Consider the following 20,308-nt stretch of genomic DNA (forward strand, 5'->3'; position numbering starts at 1 on the left):
CGCTCAAGCGAAGGGCAGCAGCGGCCCGTCCAGCCACAGCCAACGCGCCATCCAGGCCACGGTCAGGCCGATCAGGCTGGTCAGCGGCATGCCCACGCGCAGGAAATCGCCGAAGGTGTATTGGCCGGGATTGAGGATCAGCAGATTGCCGTGGTGGCCGATCGGGGTCAGGAACGAAGCCACCGCGCCCATCGCGGTGCAGACCACGAACGGCAGCGGCGGCAGGCCCAGGCTCTGCGCCAGCGCCAAGGCGATCGGCGCCAGCAGCACGGTGGTCGCCGCGTCCGACAGGATCTGGGTCAGCAGCGCGGCCGCGGCGAACATCAACAACAACAGCCCCAGCACCGGCAGGCCCTGCGCATGCACGGCCAGCAACTGCGCGATCAGATCGGCGGTGCCGGTCTTGTCCATCGCGATGCCCAGCGGGATCACGCCGGCGATCATCACGTAGATGCGCACGTCGATTTCCTCGTAGGCGCGCTCGATGCTCACGCAGCGCGTGAGCACCATCGCCACCGCGCCCAGCAGGAACGCGATCTGCGGCGCCAGCAGCTCGGTCGCCGCCAGCGCGATCGACGCGGCCATGATGCCCAGCGCCAGCGGCGCGCGCCGGCGCGTGCTGCCGCGTGCGTCGAAGGGCATCAGCATCAGGAAGGCGCGATGCGTGGCCAGTTGTTCCAGGCGCGCCTGCGCGCCCCACAGCACCAGCAGATCGCCCTCCTCCAGGCGCAGCTCGGACAGCTCGCCGCCCAGCCAGCCCTCCTTGCGCCACAGCCCCACCACGACCACGCCCAGGGTGCTGAGGAAGTCGATCTCCGACACGCTGCGGCCGAGGAACTCCGAACGCGGCGCGACCACCGCCTGCACCAGTCGTTCCTCGCCCAGCGCTTCGGCCTTGCCGTCCTCGCGCGGCTTCTCGCCGTACTTGACCACCGCGTGCAGGGACAGGCCGGGCTCGTCGCGCACCGAGGCGATTTCGTCGGGCGAAGCGCGCACCAGCAGCACGTCGCCCGCCGCCAGCGGCGCCTCGGCGCGCTGATCGCGACGGCGGATGCCGTGCCGCAGCCAATCCACCACCTGCAGCCGGCCCTGGAAGGCCTTGTCGAACGCGGCCAGGGTCTTGCCGCTCCAGGGCGAGCCCTCGTCCACCAGCAACTCGGTGTAGTAGCGGTCCAGCTTCAGGTATTCGACATTGCCGCTCTCGCCCTGGCGCTTGGGCAGCAGCCAGCGCCCGGCCAGCATGTAGATCGCGCCGATCGCGACCAGCATCGCGCCGATCGGGGTGATCGCGAACAGGTCCATGCGCCCGCCGCCGTTGCGCGCGAGCAGATCGTTGGCGAGCAGGAAGGCCGGCGCGCTGATCAGGGTCAGCGTGGTGCCCAAGGACGCGGCCAGCGACATCGGCATCAACAGACGCGAGGCCGCGAGTTTGCGCTCCTGCGCCAGGCGCATCAGGATCGGCAGCATCATCGCCGTGACCATCAGATGGTGCGAGAACGCCGCCATCGCCGCGGTCGCGGGCATGATCACCGCGATCGCGCGCGCCTCGCTGCCTCCGGCCGCGCGCCCGATCGCCGCGCCGATGCGGTCGGTGATGCCGGTCGCGGACAGGCCCGCCGACAGCACGAACACCGCCGCGACGATGATCGCCGGTTCGCTCGCGAAACCCGACAGCGCTTCCTTCGGCGACAGCACGCCGGTCAGCGTCAAGGCCAGCATCGCCAGCATCGCCACCAGGTCCACGCGCAGCTTCTCGCTGATGAACAGCGCCAGCGCCGCGGCCAGGATCAATAGGAATACGATCTGCTGCGGATCCATCCCCGCCCCTGTTCCGAAATCTGCGTACTAACTTAGCCGATGCGCATGAAGGCGATATTCATGCGTGCCGCGAAGCCGCGCCGATTCGTACAGCATGGACAGCGGACGGATTGATCCGCCAGCGCCGCTCAGATCGTTTGCGCCAGCATGAAGATCGGCGCGTACAAGGCCGCGATGCACGCGGGAAGACCCACCACAAGGATCGTCAGCCCCGTCCAGAACGCGGCCAACCTGCGCCTGTCCGGCCTGGGCCAGAACCGCCAGACCGCCAGCACGATCACGGGCAATAGCCACAACGCCGGATAGGCCCGCAACAACCAGAGCGTGGGCCATGGCAGGTCGGCGCCGAAAGCGCTGAACGTCAGACCGAAACTGGGCACGACCAGGGTGGGAATCAGCGCCGTCAGCACCGCGCAGACCACACCGACCACGACCAACGCCGGTCGTTGCGCACCCGGCGTCGCCGGCACGGCAGTTGAAGGCGCTTGATAAGGGTTGTTCATGGGCGTCGGCCTGGGAGCGTGGGCTTGCTACTTCGTCGACAGCAGGGCACGAACCCGATCGAGGTCGACACCGTCCCGCCGCCTGGAAGGCCCGCACAGCGATACCTGCACCGCGTCTTCGCCCGCGCTCATCACCAGCACGCTCTCGCCCGGAAACAAGTGGATCTGCTCCGCCATATGCACGACGGTGTTCTTGGCAGGGTCGTTGTACAAGCTGGTCGTATAGACACGCCTGACGGATGCGGGATCGCCTTTGAACGACTTGCGCACCACGAAAGCATGATCGATGCGATACCCGTCCTCGTCCTTGAGCGCGCCGACCGGGCCCGCCAGTTTGGACTCGGTGATCGTCGCCAGAAACACGGTCTTGGCCGCCTTCAATTCGTCTTCCAGCGGCACCGCCAGGCAAATCGCGAACGCGGGCAAGGAAAAACAGGTCGCCGCAATGGCCAGCAGCAGGCGATTCGCCGCTCGCATGCGCTTCGCACCTTGTGTATGCATGGCTGTCCCTCTCCATCGACTGGCGTCAGCCTAGCAAAGATGCGAGCCGACCCAAGGGGTGATGCGACGAACCGAATCCGGATACGAAAAAGCCCCGCATCGCGGGGCCTTTCGTCGCAACGCACCGCTTTCGCGAGCGTCTGCGGGCCTCAGGCCCAGGGATCGCGCAGCACGATGTTGGCGTCGCGGTCCGGACCGGTGGAGACCATCGCCAGCGGGCAGCCGGACAGTTCCTCCAGCGCGCGCAGGTAGGCGCGCGCGGCGGCCGGCAGCTTGTCCCACTCGGTGACGTTGTGGGTGCTTTCCTGCCAGCCCGGGAACTCCAGGTACACCGGCTCGCACTCGTTCCAGCCCTGCGCGTCGAGCGGCGCGTACTCGGTTTCCTTGCCGCGGTAGCGGTAAGCGATGCAGAGCTTGAGCTTGTCCATGCCGTCGAGGATGTCGAGCTTGGTGATGCACAGGCCGGAGATGCCGTTGATCGCGACCGCGCGCTTGAGCGCGACCAGATCGATCCAGCCGCAGCGGCGCGGACGGCCGGTGGTGGCGCCGAATTCCTGGCCGCGCTTGCGGATGCCCTCGCCGATCTCGTCGTCCAGCTCGGTCGGGAACGGGCCGCCGCCGACGCGGGTGGCGTAGGCCTTGGCGATGCCGAGCACGTAGTCGATCGAGTCCGCGCCCACGCCGGTGCCGGCGAGCGCGCCGCCGACGGTGGTGTTGGACGAGGTCACGTAGGGATAGGTGCCGTGGTCGATGTCCAGCAGCGAACCCTGCGCGCCTTCGTACAGCACGCGCTTACCCTGCTTGCGCAGGTCGTGCAGGATGCCGGCGACGTCGGACTTCATCGGCTCGACGTATTCGCCGAAGGCCAGGGCCTCGTCCAGGGTCTGCTGGTAGTCGACCGCGTCGACGCCCAGGTACTGGGTGAGCACGAAGTTGTGGTAGTCCAGCGCGCTGCGCAGCTTCTCGGCGAGCTGGTCGGGATAGTGCAGATCGGCCACGCGGATGCCGCGGCGCGCGACCTTGTCTTCGTAGGCCGGGCCGATGCCGCGGCCGGTGGTGCCGATGGCCTTGCCGCCGGCGGCCTTCTCGCGCGCCTGATCCAGGGCGATGTGGTACGGCATGATCAGCGGCGTGGCCGGGCTGATCTTCAGGCGCGAACGCACTTCCACGCCGGTGGCTTCGAGTTCGTCGATTTCCTTGCGCAGCGCGGCCGGGCTCAGCACCACGCCGTTGCCGATCAGGCACAGCGCGCCGTCGCGCAGGATGCCGGACGGGATCAGGTGCAGCACGGTCTTCTTGCCGCCGATCACCAGGGTGTGGCCGGCGTTGTGGCCGCCCTGGAAGCGCACGACCGCGCCGATCTGCTCGGTCAGCAGGTCGACGATCTTGCCCTTGCCTTCATCGCCCCATTGGGCACCGAGAACGACGACTGACTGACCCATTACACGCACTCCGAATTGGTTTGGCACGGCCCGGCAGGACCGGCATCGCGGAAGGCCCCGCATCGTGCGGAAGCCGAAAACGACAAAAGCCGGCGGGAATCCCCGTCCGGCTTTTGTGCATTATCCGGGTTTCGGGGGGCAGGGGCCACCCCAGTCGTGCCAGCGGACAGATTCGGCTCAGCCTGGGCACGCAAAGCCGTCTGCGGCGGGCTTGCGGAGCGTGCGCAACCGCCCTCGTCGCGCGGATCCGGCCCGGTTTGCGCCGGCCACGCACGGTCCGTCGCCGCGCAGCGTGCCCCATCGCCGTCAAACCGCGGCCCGTCGCGCGGCCGCTACCGAGGCCGGGGCCGCCCCCCGGACACTGCGCCGCCCCGGCCGGCTGACAGCGCGGCCGGGGCGTCCAGACCGCGCCGCACACCCGGAGCCCCGCGATGCCCCCTGCCCCGCAACCCTGTCCCGCCACCGCCGGCGTCACCGATCCTGCCGTCGCCGCCGGGGATCGCGCCGCGCTCGCCCGCCGCAGCGGCGTGGCGCTGCGCGCAGCGGCCATGTCCTGGTTCGCGGTCGCGGCCCTCGGCCAGTTGCTGTTCGTGGCCTATGTGCTCGGCTACTACGGCCGCGCCGCCCTGCAGGGGCGCTGGCAGGCCTGGAACGGCGTGTTCCCGCGCGGCTACGTGGCCGGCGACACCGTGGGCAATCTGGTGGTCGCCGCGCACCTGGGCTTCGCCTGCCTGATCGTCGTGGCTGGCCTGCTGCAGCTGACGCCGGCGGTGCGGCGGCGCTGGCCCGCGTTCCACCGCTGGACCGGTCGCGCCTATCTGGCGATGGTGGCGGTGATGAGCCTGGGCGGGCTGAGCATGATCCTCACCCGCGGCTCGGTCGGCGACCTCTCGCAGAAGTTCGCGATCGGCCTCAACGCGCTGCTGATGCTGGCCTTCGCTTATCAGGCCTATCGCCATGCGCGCGCACGCCGCATCGACCTGCACCGGCGCTGGGCGCTGCGCCTGTTCCTGGCCGTCAGCGGGGTCTGGTTCTTCCGCATCGGCCTGATGTTCTGGATCGTCGCCAACCAGGGCCCGGCCGGTTTCGATCCCGCCAGTTTCCGCGGCCCGTTCCTGAGCGTCCTCGCGTTCGCCCAGTACCTGCTGCCGTTGGCGGTGCTGGAGCTGTACCTGCGCGCGCAGGACCGCGGCGGCGCCGGCGCGCGCATCGCCGCGACCGCGCTGCTGTCGGTGCTGACCCTGGTCACCGCGGCCGGCGTCGGCGCGGCGACGCTGCTGATGTGGCTGCCGCGCCTGTGACGGCGGCGCCGCCGCCGGCTTAGTTGCTATCGTCGCGCCATGCCCGAACCGGCCCCGCCCCTGTTGCCCGCTCCACCCGCGCGCATGCTCGGCTGGCAGCGCGTGCGCTTCGTGTTGATCGCCGCCTTCGTCAGCAGCCTGCTGATGAAACTGGGCTCGCAGGCGCCCTACCTGATCGTGCTGCTGCGCATGCTGATCGTCGGCTTCGCCGCCGTGCTCAGCTTCGGCCTGTTCGAGCGCTGGCCGGCGCGCCTGCCGCGCTGGAGCGCGCGCTGGGTGCTGCAGGTGGCGGGCGTGGCGGCGACGATTCCGTTCGCCGCGGCCCTGGCCTATGCCCTGACCACCGCCGACAACTCGCTGCCGTGGTGGAAGGACAAGCTGTACCTGGCCGGCATGGCCAAGATCAGCGTCTACGGCCTGTTGGTCGCGCCGTGGATGGCGATCGCCGCGCTGCTGCGCCAGATCCGCGGCGAAGCGCAACGCCAGGCGCTGGCCTTCGAGCTGGAACGCAGCCGCTACGAACGCAACGCGCTGGACGCGCGCCTGCGCCTGCTGCAGGCCCAGGTCGAGCCGCACTTCCTGTTCAACACCCTGGCCAACGTGCGCGAGCTGGTCGAGGCCGGTTCGCCGCAGGCCTCGACCGTGCTGGCCAGCCTGATCGCCTACCTGCGCGCCGCGGTCCCGCGCCTGCATGGGCCCGCCGCGACCCTGGGCCAGGAGTTGGAGCTGGTGCGCGCCTATCTGGACGTGATGCACATGCGCATGCCCGATCGCCTGCAGTACGCCCTGCATGCCGACGAGGCCGCGCTGGACCTGGACTGCCCGCCCATGACCCTGCTGACCCTGGTCGAGAACGCGGTCCGCCATGGCATCGACCCCAGCGAGGAAGGCGGCCGCATCGACGTGCGCGTGCGTCTGCGCGACGGCCGCTGCCGCGCCGAGGTCGCCGATACCGGCGTCGGCCTCAGTCAGGTCGGCGACGGCCTCGGCACCGGCCTGGCCAATCTGCGCGAGCGCCTGCAGCTGGCCTACGGCGACGCCGCCCGCCTGAGCCTGATGGAACTGCAGCCGCACGGCGTGCTGGCCGAAATCGAGTTCCCCGCGCAACGGAGCGCGCCATGAACGCGCAGCGCCCGACCGCCCTGATCGCCGACGACGAACCGCTGCTGCGACGCGCGCTGGCGCGCCAACTCGCGCAGGCCTGGCCGGAACTGGAGGTGGTCGCCCAGACCCGCAACGGCCGCGAGACGGTCGAGCGCTTCGAGGCGCTGCGCCCCGACATCTGCTTTCTCGACGTGCACATGCCCGGCCTGTCTGGCGTGGAAGCGGCGCGTCTCATCGGCCGGCGCGCGCATCTGGTGTTCGTGACCGCCTACGACCAGTACGCGGTGCAGGCCTTCGCGCAGGGCGCGCTCGACTATCTGGTCAAGCCGGTGGAAGCCGAGCGTCTGGCCGACACCATCGCCCGCCTGCGCGAGCGTCTGCGCGCCGCGCAACCCGCGCCCGACACCGACGCCCTGCTGGAACGCCTGGCCGCGCAGTTGCAGAAAAAGAGCGCGCCGGAGACCTTGCGCTGGATCCGCGCCTCGGTCGGCCAGGCGCTGCGCCTGATCGGCGTCGACGAGATCGACTTCCTGCGCTCGGACGAGAAATACACCCGCATCGCCTGGCGCGGCGACGGCGGCAAGCCCGGCGAGGCGCTGATCCGCACGCCTTTGAAGGAGCTGGCCGCGCAGCTGGATCCGGCCCAGTTCGTGCAGGTGCATCGCGCGGTGGTGGTGAACCTGCGCGCGATCAGCCACGTCACCCGCGGCGCCAACGAGACCGCGCACATCCACCTCAAGGGCCGCGACGAAGTGCTGCCGGTCAGCCGCAGCTACCTGCACCACTTCCGGCAGATGTGAGACGCGGCGGATCTCAGGCGCGCACGGCCCACAAGGCCAGCACGCCGACCGCGGCCGCCACCGCGCCCACGATGCGCAGCTGGCGGTCCGGCATCGCCTGCAGTTGTTCGGCGGCGCGCTTCCAACCGCGCGGCGCCACGAACAGGAACAGCCCTTCCAGCACCGCGACCAGGCACAGTGCCGAAATCAGCTCACCGCTCACTCAACGGTCCGACTTGAGGTATTGCAGGAACGGGTCGTCGCGGTCGAGCACGATCACGCTGTCGCCGTCCTTGAAGGACTGGCGGTAGGCCTCGAGGCTGCGCTGGAAGGCGTAGAAACTCGGGTCCTTGTTGGCCGCGGCCGCGTAGGTGCGCGCGGCCTCGGCATCGCCTTCGCCGCGCAGGCGCTGGGCGTCGCGCTCGGCCTCGGCCACGATCACGGTCTTGTCGCGGTCGGCGGTGGCGCGGATCGCCTGCGACAGCTCCACGCCTTCGGCGCGCTTCTGGCTGGCGACCTGCAGACGCTGCGAGCGCATGCGGTTGTAGACCGAGGCCAGCACGTTGCTGTCCTGCGGCAGGTCGATGCGCTTGATGCGGATGTCGATGATGCGCACGCCCAGGGTGGCGGCGGCGCGGTTGATCCCGACCAGCTGCTTGCCGATCACGGTGGCGCGGTCGCCGGAAACCACCTGGGTCAGGGTGCGCGAGTTGATCTCGTTGCGCAGCGAGTCCTTGATGATCGGCGCCAGGCGCGCGGCGGCGGTGTTCTCGTCGCCGCCGGTGGCCTGATAGAAGCGGCTCAGGTTTTCGATCTGGCCGATCGCGAAGAAGTCGACGCTGACGTCGAGCTTGTCGGCGGTCAGATAGCGTTCCGGCGCGGCGGTCAGCACCTGCAGGCGGCGGTCGAACACCGAGGCGTTCTCGATCAGCGGCCACTTGAAGTGCAGACCGGGGCCGATGTCGCGGCGCACGATGGTGCCGAGGCGGAACACGATCGCGCCGTGCCCTTCCCTGACCACGAACATCGATCCCAGCAGGGCCAGCAGCACGGCTACGACCACGGCGATCCAGGCGGAGAATTTCATTGTGCGGGCTCCTCGCGGCCATCCGGGCGCTTGCTGCGCGCCGGGCGCGACATGGTTTCGTTACCCGAATCGGACGACGGCGTCGCGATCGTCGGCGCCAGCAGCTCCGGCGTCAGCAACGGCGCGGAATTGCCGCCGCGGCGTTCCGGCAGAGGCACGTAGAGCATCTGGCGCGAGTCGCCGCCGACGATCTTGCGGTTGTCGCCCATCACCTGCTGCACGGTTTCCAGCCACAGACGCTTGCGGGTGACTTCCGGCGCGGACTTGTACTGATCGACCAGCAGCGAGAAGCGGCTGGCGTCGCCTTGCGAGCGCGCGATCACCGCGGTCTTGTAGCCCTCGGCTTCGGTGCGCACCTGCGAGGCCTGGCCGCGCGCTTCCGGCACGACCTTCTTGGCGTAGGCCTCGGCCTGGTTGATCGAGGTGGCCTTGTCGGCGTCGGCGCGCTGAGCTTCGTCGAAGGCGTCCTTGACCTCATCCGGCGGACGCGCGTTGGGCAGGTTGAGCTCGGTCAGGGTCAGGCCGGTACGGTAGGCCAGCAGCGACTCCTGCAGGCGCGCGCGCACCACCGTGGTCAGGGCGCCGCGGGCGCTCAGCACGGTGTCCAGGTCGGAACGGCCGATCTGCTCGCGCAGCACGCTCTGCGCGGCCTGCTGCAGCACGTCGGCGGAATCGCGCGAACCGAACAGGTACTGCTGCGGATCGCCGATGCGGTACTGCACGTTGATCTCGACGTTGACCATGTTGCCGTCGCGGGTCAGCACCGGCACGGTCTCGGTGTAGGCGTTGCTCTGGGTCGCGTTGACCTTGGTCACGCGTTCGATCGGCCAGGGCGCCTTGAAATGCGGGCCGGGCTGGAGGATGCGCGAGAAATGGCCGAAGCGCAGGACCACGCCGCGCTCCTGCTCGGTCACCAGCACGAAGCAGTTGAAGACCAGCCACAGGCCCAGGATCGCGGCGACCCAGCGCAGGATGCTGCCCCCGCCCATGCCGCCACCGCCGCCGAACAGGCCGCGAAGGGGGTCTAGCAAGGCATCCAGGCCGCGGCCGTCGGACTTGCGTTGCCGCGGCGATCGACCGTTGGGGTCGGATCCGCCGGAATTGTCACTGCCAGGGGTGTTCCAGGCCATGCCTGCTCCAAAGAGGGAACTGCACCCGTGTTCAGCTGACGGGTCGGTTGATTCTAGGTGGGGGCCCTGGCCGTCTCAAGCAAGGTCGTCCGGTACAGCCACCGATTCCAGCAAAGACCGCAGCGGCTCGCCGTGCGGCTGGGCGAACAGGCGCTGGGCGTCGGCGATGGCCAGATCGACCTCCAGCTCCCAGCCGTGCTCGTCGGCGCGTTCAGCGCGGACCGCGCCCAACTCGTGCAGGCGGGCGCGCAGGCGCGCGCCCTGCGGCGGCACCCGCAGCGCGCCGGCGACGTGGCGCAGCTCCAGGGCCTCGCCCAGCGCGGTGCGCAGCAGGTCCAGGCCACGGCCATCGCGCGCCGACAGCCAGACCCGGGTATGGCCCTCGCCCGGACGGTCGATGCGCGGCTGAGCGCCGTCCAGGCGGTCGATCTTGTTGAACACCAGCAGCTGCGGCAGGTCGCCGGCGCCGATCTCCTGCAGCACCGCGTCGACCTGGGCGATGCGCTCGTCGCGCAGCGGGTCGGCGGCGTCGATCACGTGGATCAGCAGGTCGGCCTCGCGCGCTTCCGACAGGGTCGAGCGGAACGCGGCCACCAGATCGTGCGGCAGGTCGCGCACGAAACCGACCGTGTCGGCCAGCACCGCCGCGCCGCCGGACAGATCGATCCGGCGCACGGTCGGGTCCAGGGTCGCGAACAGTTGGTCGGCGGCGTAGGCCTCGGCGCCGGTCATGGCGTTGAACAGCGTGGACTTGCCGGCATTGGTGTAGCCGACCAGGGCCACGCGCGGCAGTTCGCTGCGCATGCGCGCGCGCCGCATCTGGGTGCGCTGCACCTCGACCTTGTCCAGGCGCTTCTGCAATTGCTCCAGGCGCTTCTGCAGCAGGCGGCGGTCGGTTTCGAGCTGGGTTTCGCCGGGGCCGCGCAGGCCGATCGAACCGCCGCGCTGGCGCTCCAGGTGGGTCCAGCCGCGCACCAGGCGCGTGGCCATGTGCTTGAGCTGGGCCAGTTCGACCTGCAGCTTGCCCTCGGCGCTCTGCGCGCGCTGCGAAAAGATGTCCAGGATCAGGCCGGTGCGGTCGACCACGCGCCGTTCCAGCGCGCGTTCCAGGTTGCGTTCCTGGCCGGGCGACAGCGGGTGGTTGACCAGGATCAGGTCGGCGCCGGTGGCATCGGCTGCGGCCTTGACCTCGGCCAGCTTGCCGCTGCCGATCAGCATCGCCGCGTTGGGGCGGTCGATGCGCGCGGTCAGCACGGCGGCCACGGTGGCGCCGGCCGACTTGGCCAGATCGGCGAATTCTTCCAGCAAGCCCTCGTCCGGCGGACCGCCGGCGTGGGGCTGGATCAGTAAGGCGTGTTCGCCTTTGCGTGAGCGTTCAAACATCGAGTCAGCAAGATGGGGAGGAAAACCGGGAATGCAAGCGCGGCGGGACGCTACCGCCCCGCCATCGTCTCATTCCTGCCCGCCCCTGGCCCGCCTCACTCGTTCTCGTCGTCGCCCTCGGCGCCGCCGCCTTCGCTGGACTGCACGTAGCCGCCGCCAGGACCGACGCGGACGTTGCGCGCGGGCACCACGGTCGAGATCGCGTGCTTGTAGACCATCTGGCTCACGGTGTTGCGCAGCAGGACCACGAACTGGTCGAAGGATTCGATCGTGCCCTGCAGCTTGATGCCGTTGACTAGGTAGACCGAGACCGGTACGCGTTCGCGCCGCAGCGCATTCAGGAAAGGATCCTGTAAGGATTGCCCCTTGGACATCAGTAGTTCCCCAGCTTTCTAGTTATAAGGTTCGGTGCCAAAGACGGCCCTGGACATCCTGTCGGACCGCGTCGCCGGTAGCTGTCCCCACAGCGGTGACCGGCCGATGGTAACGCAAGTGGCCGTTGCGGATACGGGCCGAACTCAGGCTTTGCGATGCGCGTGCCGGGATCCGCCGATGAACAGCGCGACGGCCCGTTCCAGGGCCTGGGCGTCGGCGCTCGGGTCGAACCAGCGGGCGTCCAACTGGCCGCGCAGCCAGGTCAATTGGCGCTTGGCGAGCTGGCGGGTGGCATAGATGCCGCGGTCGCGGAATTCGGCGGCGGCCTGCGCGCCGCCCTCGCCGTCCAGGAACTCCCAGGCCTGGCGGTAGCCGACCGCGCGCAAGGCCGGCAAGTCCAACGGCCGCGGATGCGCCTGCAATTCCGGCAAGCCGCGCAAAGCCCGGACCTCGTCGAGAAAGCCGCCCGCCAGCATGGCGTCGAAGCGCTGGGCGATGCGCGCGTGCAGCACGGCGCGGTCGGCCGGCGCCAGCACCAGCTTCAGCACCCGGTACGGCAGGCGCGGCGCGCCGGCGGCCTCGCGCCGCCAGTCGCTGATGCGGCGGCCGGACAGGCGGTAGACCTCGAGCGCGCGCTGGATGCGCTGGGCGTCGGTGGCGTGGATGCGTGCGGCCGCCTCCGGGTCCAGCGCGGTCAGCTCCGCGTGCAGGGCCGCCCAGCCGCGTTGACCGGCCTCGGCGGCAAGCTCGGCGCGCACCTCGGCATCGGCCTCCGGCATCGGCGCCAGCCCCTGCAACAGGGCGTGGAAGTACAGCCCGGTGCCGCCGGCCAGGATGGGCAGGCGCCCGCGCGCGGCGATCTGGTCCAGCGCGCGCCGGCCGTCGACCGCGAACTCGGCCGCCGAGTACGGCTGCCAGGGCTGGCGCAGGTCGATCAGATGGTGCGGCACCCGCGCCAGCTCCTCGGCGCCGGGCTTGGCCGAGCCGATGTCCAACCCGCGGTAGACCAGGGCCGAGTCGACGCTGACGATCTCGCCGCCGTAGCGCTGCGCCCAATCCAGCGCGAGCGCGGTCTTGCCCGAGGCGGTCGGGCCCATCAGGGCGATCGCGAGCGGGCGCGGGTCGGCGGACATGCGGGGGCGGCGGTTCCGGTACGGAGGCGAGCGCGCAGACTCGCACAGCCGCGCAGCTCGCGGAAGCGCGCGCCATCCAGCGGTTTCCACAAAGCTTGTGGGCAAGCGCTGGGGCAAGCCTGTTGATAAGCCGCTGCGGCGCAGGCGCAGCAAGGCCCGCGCGCAGTTCGATCAAATTTTAGCCAGGCCCCGCGCGCTATCCACAAAGCCTGTGGACAAACCTGCGGACAGTATTGGGACGACATGGCTGAGAGCCAGGCGCAGCAAGGAGCGCAAGAGGTCTGTCGAAAAAATGACCAGCGAAATCGCTTGACTTGCTTGCGCGAAGACGCATGCGCGACGGTCGCCGCGCGAACCGCGGATGCGGAACGAATGCGATCGGATTCGTCAATACGCAATCGCCGCCATTGCGTGCTGCAACGCAATACGAAGCGGGCGTCGCGACTAATCCACACGGCCTGTGGACAAGCCTGCGGACAGTCTCGCGCGAAGCCTGCGCAGAGCCAAGCGCAGCAAGGCCCGCAAGGAATTTGGCTAAAAATTAGCCAGCGAAATTGTTTGACAGATTCCGGCTTTTCGGCATCCCGAACGAACGCGTCCGCATGCCCAGATTGGCGATCGCGTCAAGCTTGAAATTCCCATTCCGATGCGCTTGCACGCGCATCGCGCGCGACTATCCACATCGCCTGTGGACAAGCCTGCGGACAGTTGCGTGACGAAGCTCGCGCAGGCCAGACGGCGCAAGGGGCGCAGCAAGTTTGGCGACAAATTCGCCATCGCTGCGAACGGCCGACGCCGAAGCGCGGCGTTCGCGCACCAAGGCGCAATGAGACGCGAAAACGAGCGCCTCGCGGAGCCCCTCTCCCGCGTGCGGGAGAGGGGTTGGGGTGAGGGGCTGCGACAGAGACGTCGTTCGTACTTGGTCGCGCCCCCTCATCCGCCCTGCGGGCACCCTCTTCCGCCTGCGGGAGAAGGGAATGCGCAGCCCGCTCGGATGCGCGCATAAAAAATCGCGCGTCTTGCGCCCGTGGCGCCACGAAGCACAAGGCCATCGCATCGCCGCGCGCAGACGCCAGATGCGGCATGCCCGCGCGACCGTGCGCGCCATGCCACGATCGAATGCATGCGCCGGCCAATGCCGGCACGTCTGCGGCTTATTCGTCGTCCGGCCACTTCGGCATCGATGGCGCGGCCGTGCGACGCGGCATCGCCTGCGCCGCCACCGCCTCCCATACCTTGAGCGCGTCCACCGTCGCGGCGACGTCGTGCACGCGCAGCAGGCGCGCGCCGCGCTGGGCCGCGATCAGGTGCGCGGCGACCGAGCCGTGCACGCGCTCGCGCGCCGATTCGCGACCGGTGAGCTCGCCTATGCTCTTCTTGCGCGACAGGCCGGCCAGCACCGGCACGCCGAGTTCGGCGTAGCGTTCCAGCTGCGCCAGCAGGGTCAGGTTATGGGCGAGGGTCTTGCCGAAGCCGAAACCGGGATCCACCACGATCTTCTTCTTGGCGATGCCGGCCATCTCGGCGGCGAAGATGCGCTCGGCCAGAAAGCGATGAACCTCGGCGACGACGTCGTCGTACTCCGGCGCGGCCTGCATGCTGCGCGGCTCGCCCTGCATGTGCATCAGCACCACCGGCACGCCCAGCGCGGCGGCGGCGTCCAGCGCGCCCTCGCGGCGCAGCGCATAGACGTCGTTGATCAGGCCGGCGCCGGCCGCGACCGCGGCGCGCATGACCTCGGGCTTGGAGGTGTCGACGCTGATCGGCAGGTGCGTGTCCCGCGCCAGGCGCTCGATCACCGGAATCACCCGGCGCAGTTCTTCCTCCACCGTCACCTCGTCGGCGCCCGGTCGCGTGGATTCGCCGCCGATGTCGAGCACGTCGGCGCCCTCCTGCGCCAGGCGCAGCCCATGCGCGACCGCGGCATCCGCGCTGTCGTGCGCGCCGCCGTCGGAAAACGAATCGGGGGTGACATTGACGATGCCCATCACGCGCGGCCGGTCGAGCTTGAGGGCGCGGCCGTTGCAATCCAGGATCGGGGCGAGGTCGAACATGGGCGGTCTCGTGCGGCGTCGGGGCGAGCCGGCATGCTACCGCGCACGGGTGGAGGATGCGTTCGAGGACGGGAGCGCGGGTTGCCGATAGGCGTCGGCGCACGAGCGGTCGTCGGCAAGCGCGTGTCGCGATCGCGGCTTACGCCGCTCCCACAGGAAGCGAGCGGGTCCGTCGGGCGTGCAGGCCCTGTCGCGCGCCTGAGCACAGCCACGGGTTTCCTGTGGGAGCGGCGTAAGCCGCGATGAACCTTCCCACCCCACGCCCCGCCCCAAACGAAAAACGCCGGGGCTAGCCCGGCGTTCTCGTAAGCGAATCCAGCCTGGTTCAGGTCTGCGCGGCGGGACCGCCAATCGCGCCCGGACGGCCCTTGTCGTCCTTGCTGGTCTTGCCCGACTTGACCCAGTCCGCCGGCGGACCCGGCTCGCGGCCGGCCATGATCTCGTCGATCTGGCCCGCGTCGATGGTCTCGTACTGCAGCAGGGCGCCGGCCATCACTTCCAGCTTGTCCAGGTTGTCCTTGAGGATCTGGGTGGTGCGGGCGTAGGCGTTGTCGAGGATGCCGCGCACGACCTCGTCGATCTTGCGCGCGGTCTCGTCGGACACGTTCTTGTGCTGGGTGACCGAACGGCCCAGGAAGACTTCGTCCTCTTCCTCGCCGTAGGTGATCGGACCCAGCTCGGACAGGCCCCACTTGGTGACCATGTTGCGGGCCATCTTGGTGGCGCGCTCGATGTCGTTGGACGCGCCGGTGGTGACCATGTCGGCGCCGAAGATCAGCTCCTCGGCCACGCGCCCGCCGTACAGCGAGCACAGACGGCTTTCGATGTTGATCTTGTTGTAGCTGTAGCGGTCGCCTTCCGGCAGGTACATGGTCACGCCCAGCGCGCGGCCGCGCGGGATGATGGTGACCTTGTAGACCGGGTCGTGGTCCGGGACCAGACGGCCGACGATCGCGTGGCCGGCCTCGTGGTAGGCGGTGAGCTTCTTCTCTTCCTCGCTCATGGCCATCGAGCGGTTCTCGGTGCCCATCATGATCTTGTCGCGGGCGCGGTCGAAGTGCTCCATGCGCACTTCCTTGCCGTTCTCGCGCGCGGCGAACAGCGCCGCCTCGTTGCAGAGGTTGGCCAGGTCGGCGCCGCTGAAGCCCGGGGTGCCGCGCGCGATCGTCATCGGCACCACGTCGTCGGCCAGCGGCAGCTTGCGCATGTGCACGCGCAGGATCTGCTCGCGGCCCTTGACGTCGGGCAGGCCGACCACGACCTGGCGGTCGAAACGGCCCGGACGCAGCAGCGCCGGGTCGAGCACGTCGGGGCGGTTGGTCGCGGCGATCACGATCACGCCTTCGCCGCCTTCGAAACCGTCCATCTCGACCAGCAACTGGTTGAGGGTCTGCTCGCGCTCGTCGTGACCGCCGCCCAGGCCGGCGCCGCGATGGCGGCCGACCGCGTCGATCTCGTCGATGAAGATGATGCAGGGTGCGTGCTTCTTGGCCTGCTCGAACATGTCGCGCACGCGGCTGGCGCCGACGCCGACGAACATCTCGACGAAGTCGGAACCGGAGATCGAGAAGAACGGCACCTTGGCCTCGCCGGCGATCGCGCGCGCCAGCAGGGTCTTGCCGGTACCCGGAGGGCCGACCATCAGCACGCCGCGCGGAATCTTGCCGCCCAGCTTCTGGAACTTGGACGGATCGCGCAGGAACTCGACCAGCTCGCCGACTTCCTCCTTGGCCTCGTCGCAGCCGGCGACATCGGCCAGGGTCACCTTGACCTGGTCCTCGCCCTGCAGCTTGGCGCGCGAACGCCCGAAGCTCATCGCGCCCTTGCTGCCGCCCTGCTGCATCTGGCGCATGAAATAGACCCAGATGCCGATGAACAGCAGCCAGGGCAGCACGTTGATCAGGATCAGGAACAGCGACGGACCGCTCTGCGGCGGCGCCTGCTCGATCGCGACCTTGTGGTTGATCAGATCGTTGACCAGTTCCTTGTCGTCGGGCGAATAGGTCGTGAACGTGGTCCCGTCCTTACGTTCGCCGTTGATCGTGGTCTTGTCGTCGGAGATGTTGACCTTCTTGATCCGGTCGCTCTGAACCTGCTGCACGAATTGGTCGTACGCGACCACATCGCTGGCACCGGCCGGCGGACCGAACGCGCGGAACACCAACATCAATACGACGGCGACGATCACCCAGAGCAACAGATTCTTGGCCAAGTCGTTCATTCAGTTCCTGCCTGCTGCCCGTGGGGGGCATGGTTGCCGCTGGCGCGTCTGTGCGCCGTGAGATCGGAATACGGGCCTGGGCCCGAATCCCGCACCTTACTTAATTTGTGCCCGCTTGCCCTGTGCCAGGGCGTAGACCTCGGGCGAACGCTTGCGCGAGGCCGCGGGTTTGCGGATCGAGACCTTGGCGTAACGACGGCGCAGCTCGCGCACGTAGTCGTCGAAGCCGACGCCCTGGAACAGCTTGATCAGGAAGGCCCCGTCCACGCGCAGATGGCGGTCGGCGAAATCCATCGCCAGCTCCGACAGGTGCATCGCTCGCGGCAGGTCCACCGCATCCACACCGCTCATATTGGGGGCCATGTCCGACAGCACAAGGTCCACGGTCTGTCCGCCCAGGCTGGCCTCCAGCTGGGATAGGACCGCATCCTCCCTGAAATCGCCATGAAGAAACTCGACCCCGGCCAGGCTGGGCATCTCCAGGATGTCCAGGGCGATGACCCGGCCCTTGGGGCCCAGGGCCTGGCGCACCCACTGCGACCAGCCGCCCGGCGCCGCGCCCAGGTCGACCACGACCATGCCCGGCTTGAGCAGGCGGTCGCGCTCGACCAGTTCCTCCAGCTTGTAGGCCGCGCGCGAGCGCAAACCTTCGGCCTTGGCCTTCTTCACGAAGGGGTCGGAGAAGTGTTCCTTGAGCCAGCGTTGGCTGCTTTTACTGCGGGTTGCCATGGCGGCCGGCGGGGCTAGTGGGCCGCCATGATACCCTGACGCCCCCTCCGTACCCCGTTGCGTGCCCGAATGCCCACCCTCCTGACCTCCTCCCAGACTCGATTCCTGCGGGGCCAGGCGCATGACCTGAAGGCGATGCTGCAGGTCGGCGGCAAAGGCATCACCGACGCCCTGGTGGCCGAGATCGACCTGGCCCTGGAACACCACGAGCTCATCAAGGTCAAGGTCGGCGCCGACGATCGCGAAGTCCGCGACGCCATGATCGCCGAGCTCGCCGAGCGCACCGGCGCAGCCCTGGTCCAGCGCATCGGCCACACCGCCGTGTACTACCGCCAGAGCAAGGACAAGCGCCAGATCGTGTTGCCGCGTGCCTGAACGGCTTGACGGCCGGGAGTCGGGATTAGGGATTGGGCAAAGCTGAACGGCCCAGCCTCCCGCCTAGCCGGCCCGCCCCTCGCTCAAGTCCCCAAGCCCGCGTTTAAACGAATTCCGAATCTCCAATCCCGAATCCCAGCCCCATGCAACTGACGCTGGAAAACCCGGATCACACCTATTTCCTGCGCGGCGCCGACGGCCAGGTCGCCCTGGTCAACGAGCGCCGGCTCGAAGCCAGCTTCGTGCTCTCCCCCGACACCCTGATCGAGGGCTGGGCGGTCCAGGACGTGCGCCAGCTCAGTCTGGACGACCTCGCGCCGCTGCTGGCGCTGGACCCCGAGCTGATCGTGCTGGGCGCGGGCGCCACCCAGGCCTTCCCGCCGCCGGCTACCCTGGCCGCCTGCCTCAGCCGCGGCGTCGGCCTGGAAACCATGACCAACGCCGCCGCCGCGCGCACCTTCAACGTGCTCGCGGGCGAAGGCCGGCGCGTGGTCGCGGGGTTCGTGCTGGGCGCGTGAGCCCGCGCGCCGGGGTGTGGGTACTGCTGGTCGCGCTGGCGATCGGCGCCTGTACGCCCCCTAGCCCTGCCCCGACGCCTGCCGAACGCTACGCCAGGTGGCACCGGACCCGCGCCGTGGCCGCCGACGCCTATCTCGGCTATCTGCGCACGCATGGCGTCGCCGACGTGCTGCCGCCGCAACAGTTGCTACGCAGCGCGCGGCGTTGGCGAGGCTGCGCGGACGAGGAATTCGCGGTGCCGCCGCAATCGCAATGGCCGACGATGGTCCCGACCCTGCGTCTGGTGCGCGAACTGCGCGGCGCCGGCCTGCTGGATCGGGCCAGCGTGGGTTCGGGCTATCGCAACCCGGCCCTGAACCGCTGCGAGGGCGGCGCCCCCGGCAGCAAGCATCTGAGCAACGCGGCGCTGGATTTCGACCTGGCCCCCGAGGACGGCCTGCACCAACGGCTGTGCGCCTACTGGCGGATGCATGGCGCCGCACGACGCTTCGGGCTGGGCTTCTACGACTCCGGTGCGATCCATGTCGACACCGCCGGTCATCGGACCTGGGGTTACGACTACACGCGGCGCAGTTCGCTGTGCGCGCCCCCGCCTAAGCCGTCTCGCCTTGGCGAAAGCAAACCCCATCGCCGCGGCTGACACCGCCTCCTGTAGGAGCGGCGCAAGCCGCGACCGCGCAACTTCGGCCACGACGAGGTCGTGGCTCACGCCGCTCCTACCCCAAAGCAAGATCCACCCGTCGCGGCGTAACCGCTGGCTTCCTGTGGGAGCGGCGTAAGCCGCGATCGCGCAACTCGGCCACGACGCAGTCGCGACTCACGCCGCTCCTACCCCAAAGCAAGATCCACCCGTCGCGGCCTAACCGCAGGCTTCCTGTGGGAGCGGCGTAAGCCGCGATCGCGCAACTTCGGCCGCGATGCGGCCGCGGCTCACGCCGCTCCTACCCCAAGGCAAGATCCGATCGTCGCGACAGGTCGCCGGCGCGGCCGGCGCCCGATCACTTCTTCGGCAGATACAGCAACGGATCCACCGGCTTGCCGTTGTAGCGGACCTCGAAATGCAGCATGTCGCGCGCGGCGCCGCTGCGGCCCATCTCGGCGATCTGCTGGCCCGACTTCACCAACTGGCCTTCGTTGACCATGCGGTTGCGATTGTGGCCGTAGGCCGAGAGCCAGGCATCGTTGTGCTTGATGATGATCAGCTCGCCGTAGCCGACCAGGCCCGAACCCGAATACACCACCACGCCGTCGCTGGCCGCGCGCACCGGCGCGCCGCTGCTGCCGGCGATGTCGATGCCCTGCTTGGTCGGCTCGCCGGCGACGTAGCGGCTGAGCAATTGGCCGTCGGCAGGCCAACGCCAGTCGATACCGCTGCTGACCGGCGCGGTCGGCGCCGGCGGCGGACGCGAGGGCGCCGTCGCGACCGGCGGACGCGCCGTCGGCGCGCTCGGCGTGCCGGCCACGGGCGTCGTGCCGGTCGGGCGCGCGGGCACCGGACGCGACACCGGCGGACGCGAGGCGGTGGCGTTGCCCGGATACAGCTTCAGGCGCTGACCGGGGTAGATCGTGTACGGCGCGCTGATGCCGTTCCAGGCGGCCAGATCGCGCGCGTCGATGCCGTTGCGGAACGCGATCCCGTACATGGTGTCGCCGCGCTGGACCACCGCGCTGGCGCCGTATTTGGGCGTGGACACGCGCACCGGGGTACGGCCGCCGCGCGAGGGTTCGCGGATCACCGTGCTCGAGCAAGCCGCCAGCACGAGCGCCGCGGCGACCACGACCAGTGCGCGGCCGGTCTTGGCCGAGCCGACGGGGATGGTGTCGATGAGCGACAGTCCGTTGTTAGTCATGCGC

20 protein-coding genes are annotated in these 20,308 nt (G+C 69.4%); 6 read left to right on the forward strand and 14 right to left on the reverse strand.

Translation table 11 applies throughout. From position 1 onward, the window contains the following. Positions 1–3: 3 nt before the first annotated feature. The 4 genes from BMZ45_RS10075 to BMZ45_RS10090 all read right to left on the reverse strand — a co-directional run bounded on the left by BMZ45_RS10075 (position 4) and on the right by BMZ45_RS10090 (position 4,264). Entirely contained in the window at positions 4–1,818 is a 1,815-nt protein-coding gene (locus BMZ45_RS10075; protein ID WP_091635773.1) for an SLC13 family permease, read from the reverse strand. 128 nt (positions 1,819–1,946) lie between these two features. Next, complete coding sequence (locus BMZ45_RS10080) at positions 1,947–2,321, reverse strand: hypothetical protein (RefSeq protein WP_139215455.1); 375 nt, start codon at positions 2,319–2,321, stop codon at positions 1,947–1,949. Positions 2,322–2,348: 27 nt separating this feature from the next. Next, positions 2,349–2,822: a hypothetical protein gene (locus BMZ45_RS10085; RefSeq protein ID WP_139215456.1), complete on the reverse strand. Its 474-nt coding sequence runs from the start codon at positions 2,820–2,822 to the stop codon at positions 2,349–2,351. Positions 2,823–2,971: 149 nt separating this feature from the next. Next, complete coding sequence (locus BMZ45_RS10090) at positions 2,972–4,264, reverse strand: adenylosuccinate synthase (RefSeq protein ID WP_091635781.1); 1,293 nt, start codon at positions 4,262–4,264, stop codon at positions 2,972–2,974. A 431-nt stretch (positions 4,265–4,695) separates the two neighbouring features. On the opposite strand from BMZ45_RS10090, the gene BMZ45_RS10095 reads away from it, so the two are divergent. The 3 genes from BMZ45_RS10095 to BMZ45_RS10105 are packed head-to-tail and all read left to right on the forward strand — an operon-like array spanning position 4,696 to position 7,469. Further along, a complete protein-coding gene (locus BMZ45_RS10095) occupies positions 4,696–5,565 on the forward strand; it encodes a DUF2306 domain-containing protein (RefSeq protein ID WP_091635784.1) in 870 nt (289 codons plus the stop codon). 39 nt (positions 5,566–5,604) lie between these two features. Continuing rightward, positions 5,605–6,687, forward strand: a complete 1,083-nt coding sequence (locus BMZ45_RS10100) for a sensor histidine kinase (RefSeq protein WP_254776590.1) — start codon at positions 5,605–5,607, stop codon at positions 6,685–6,687. Next, the gene (locus BMZ45_RS10105) at positions 6,684–7,469 is read left to right on the forward strand and encodes a LytR/AlgR family response regulator transcription factor (protein ID WP_091635789.1); all 786 of its coding nucleotides are present in this window, start codon (positions 6,684–6,686) and stop codon (positions 7,467–7,469) included. Before BMZ45_RS10100 ends, BMZ45_RS10105 begins: the two co-directional genes overlap by 4 nt. A gap of 13 nt (positions 7,470–7,482) precedes the next feature. Here BMZ45_RS10105 and BMZ45_RS10110 read toward each other — a convergent pair whose 3' ends face one another. The 9 genes from BMZ45_RS10110 to rlmE all read right to left on the reverse strand — a co-directional run bounded on the left by BMZ45_RS10110 (position 7,483) and on the right by rlmE (position 17,560). Then, on the reverse strand, positions 7,483–7,671 hold the full coding sequence (locus tag BMZ45_RS10110) for a DUF2065 domain-containing protein (protein ID WP_091635792.1): 189 nt from the start codon (positions 7,669–7,671) through the stop codon (positions 7,483–7,485). Continuing rightward, entirely contained in the window at positions 7,672–8,535 is an 864-nt protein-coding gene (hflC, locus tag BMZ45_RS10115; protein WP_091635795.1) for a protease modulator HflC, read from the reverse strand. After that, positions 8,532–9,665 (reverse strand): FtsH protease activity modulator HflK, encoded by a 1,134-nt coding sequence (hflK, locus tag BMZ45_RS10120; protein WP_091635798.1) that lies wholly within the window; start codon positions 9,663–9,665, stop codon positions 8,532–8,534. Before hflK ends, hflC begins: the two co-directional genes overlap by 4 nt. A gap of 75 nt (positions 9,666–9,740) precedes the next feature. After that, complete coding sequence (gene hflX / locus BMZ45_RS10125) at positions 9,741–11,048, reverse strand: ribosome rescue GTPase HflX (protein WP_091635800.1); 1,308 nt, start codon at positions 11,046–11,048, stop codon at positions 9,741–9,743. A gap of 95 nt (positions 11,049–11,143) precedes the next feature. Continuing rightward, a complete protein-coding gene (hfq, locus tag BMZ45_RS10130; protein ID WP_056172892.1) occupies positions 11,144–11,422 on the reverse strand; it encodes an RNA chaperone Hfq in 279 nt (92 codons plus the stop codon). Positions 11,423–11,566: 144 nt separating this feature from the next. Next, positions 11,567–12,556: a tRNA (adenosine(37)-N6)-dimethylallyltransferase MiaA gene (miaA, locus tag BMZ45_RS10135; protein ID WP_091635803.1), complete on the reverse strand. Its 990-nt coding sequence runs from the start codon at positions 12,554–12,556 to the stop codon at positions 11,567–11,569. A gap of 1,154 nt (positions 12,557–13,710) precedes the next feature. Then, positions 13,711–14,610 (reverse strand): dihydropteroate synthase, encoded by a 900-nt coding sequence (gene folP, locus BMZ45_RS10140; protein ID WP_091635806.1) that lies wholly within the window; start codon positions 14,608–14,610, stop codon positions 13,711–13,713. A gap of 325 nt (positions 14,611–14,935) precedes the next feature. Beyond that, positions 14,936–16,831, reverse strand: coding sequence for an ATP-dependent zinc metalloprotease FtsH (gene ftsH, locus BMZ45_RS10145; RefSeq protein WP_091635808.1), 1,896 nt, complete (start codon positions 16,829–16,831; stop codon positions 14,936–14,938). A gap of 96 nt (positions 16,832–16,927) precedes the next feature. Beyond that, the gene (gene rlmE / locus BMZ45_RS10150) at positions 16,928–17,560 is read right to left on the reverse strand and encodes a 23S rRNA (uridine(2552)-2'-O)-methyltransferase RlmE (protein WP_091635811.1); all 633 of its coding nucleotides are present in this window, start codon (positions 17,558–17,560) and stop codon (positions 16,928–16,930) included. Positions 17,561–17,629: 69 nt separating this feature from the next. Between rlmE and yhbY the strand changes: the two genes are divergently transcribed. The 3 genes from yhbY to BMZ45_RS10165 all read left to right on the forward strand — a co-directional run bounded on the left by yhbY (position 17,630) and on the right by BMZ45_RS10165 (position 19,094). Further along, positions 17,630–17,935, forward strand: a complete 306-nt coding sequence (gene yhbY / locus BMZ45_RS10155) for a ribosome assembly RNA-binding protein YhbY (RefSeq protein WP_056172873.1) — start codon at positions 17,630–17,632, stop codon at positions 17,933–17,935. Between the two features lie 143 nt (positions 17,936–18,078). Beyond that, a complete protein-coding gene (locus BMZ45_RS10160; protein WP_056172870.1) occupies positions 18,079–18,453 on the forward strand; it encodes an Mth938-like domain-containing protein in 375 nt (124 codons plus the stop codon). 116 nt (positions 18,454–18,569) lie between these two features. Further along, positions 18,570–19,094: a D-Ala-D-Ala carboxypeptidase family metallohydrolase gene (locus BMZ45_RS10165; protein ID WP_091635814.1), complete on the forward strand. Its 525-nt coding sequence runs from the start codon at positions 18,570–18,572 to the stop codon at positions 19,092–19,094. Positions 19,095–19,452: 358 nt separating this feature from the next. On the opposite strand, the gene BMZ45_RS10170 is transcribed toward BMZ45_RS10165, so the two are convergent. Then, complete coding sequence (locus BMZ45_RS10170) at positions 19,453–20,304, reverse strand: peptidoglycan DD-metalloendopeptidase family protein (protein WP_254776591.1); 852 nt, start codon at positions 20,302–20,304, stop codon at positions 19,453–19,455. Positions 20,305–20,308 lie beyond the last annotated feature (4 nt).

The sequence above is a fragment of the Lysobacter sp. cf310 genome (genome assembly GCF_900114355.1).
In the GTDB taxonomy this organism is placed as follows: Bacteria; Pseudomonadota; Gammaproteobacteria; order Xanthomonadales; family Xanthomonadaceae; genus Lysobacter.

What these genes read in the sequence shown, in the direction of transcription:
- ftsH (WP_091635808.1), bottom strand. Translation starts at nt 16,831, where the DNA reads ATGAACGACTTGGCCAAGAATCTGTTGCTCTGGGTGATCGTCGCCGTC.
- folP (WP_091635806.1), bottom strand. Translation starts at nt 14,610, where the DNA reads ATGTTCGACCTCGCCCCGATCCTGGATTGCAACGGCCGCGCCCTCAAG.
- BMZ45_RS10105 (WP_091635789.1), top strand. Translation starts at nt 6,684, where the DNA reads ATGAACGCGCAGCGCCCGACCGCCCTGATCGCCGACGACGAACCGCTG.
- hflX (WP_091635800.1), bottom strand. Translation starts at nt 11,048, where the DNA reads ATGTTTGAACGCTCACGCAAAGGCGAACACGCCTTACTGATCCAGCCC.
- hfq (WP_056172892.1), bottom strand. Translation starts at nt 11,422, where the DNA reads ATGTCCAAGGGGCAATCCTTACAGGATCCTTTCCTGAATGCGCTGCGG.
- BMZ45_RS10095 (WP_091635784.1), top strand. Translation starts at nt 4,696, where the DNA reads ATGCCCCCTGCCCCGCAACCCTGTCCCGCCACCGCCGGCGTCACCGAT.
- hflC (WP_091635795.1), bottom strand. Translation starts at nt 8,535, where the DNA reads ATGAAATTCTCCGCCTGGATCGCCGTGGTCGTAGCCGTGCTGCTGGCC.
- yhbY (WP_056172873.1), top strand. Translation starts at nt 17,630, where the DNA reads ATGCCCACCCTCCTGACCTCCTCCCAGACTCGATTCCTGCGGGGCCAG.
- BMZ45_RS10080 (WP_139215455.1), bottom strand. Translation starts at nt 2,321, where the DNA reads ATGAACAACCCTTATCAAGCGCCTTCAACTGCCGTGCCGGCGACGCCG.
- BMZ45_RS10170 (WP_254776591.1), bottom strand. Translation starts at nt 20,304, where the DNA reads ATGACTAACAACGGACTGTCGCTCATCGACACCATCCCCGTCGGCTCG.
- miaA (WP_091635803.1), bottom strand. Translation starts at nt 12,556, where the DNA reads ATGTCCGCCGACCCGCGCCCGCTCGCGATCGCCCTGATGGGCCCGACC.
- BMZ45_RS10160 (WP_056172870.1), top strand. Translation starts at nt 18,079, where the DNA reads ATGCAACTGACGCTGGAAAACCCGGATCACACCTATTTCCTGCGCGGC.
- BMZ45_RS10075 (WP_091635773.1), bottom strand. Translation starts at nt 1,818, where the DNA reads ATGGATCCGCAGCAGATCGTATTCCTATTGATCCTGGCCGCGGCGCTG.
- hflK (WP_091635798.1), bottom strand. Translation starts at nt 9,665, where the DNA reads ATGGCCTGGAACACCCCTGGCAGTGACAATTCCGGCGGATCCGACCCC.
- BMZ45_RS10100 (WP_254776590.1), top strand. Translation starts at nt 5,605, where the DNA reads ATGCCCGAACCGGCCCCGCCCCTGTTGCCCGCTCCACCCGCGCGCATG.
- rlmE (WP_091635811.1), bottom strand. Translation starts at nt 17,560, where the DNA reads ATGGCAACCCGCAGTAAAAGCAGCCAACGCTGGCTCAAGGAACACTTC.
- BMZ45_RS10085 (WP_139215456.1), bottom strand. Translation starts at nt 2,822, where the DNA reads ATGCATACACAAGGTGCGAAGCGCATGCGAGCGGCGAATCGCCTGCTG.
- BMZ45_RS10090 (WP_091635781.1), bottom strand. Translation starts at nt 4,264, where the DNA reads ATGGGTCAGTCAGTCGTCGTTCTCGGTGCCCAATGGGGCGATGAAGGC.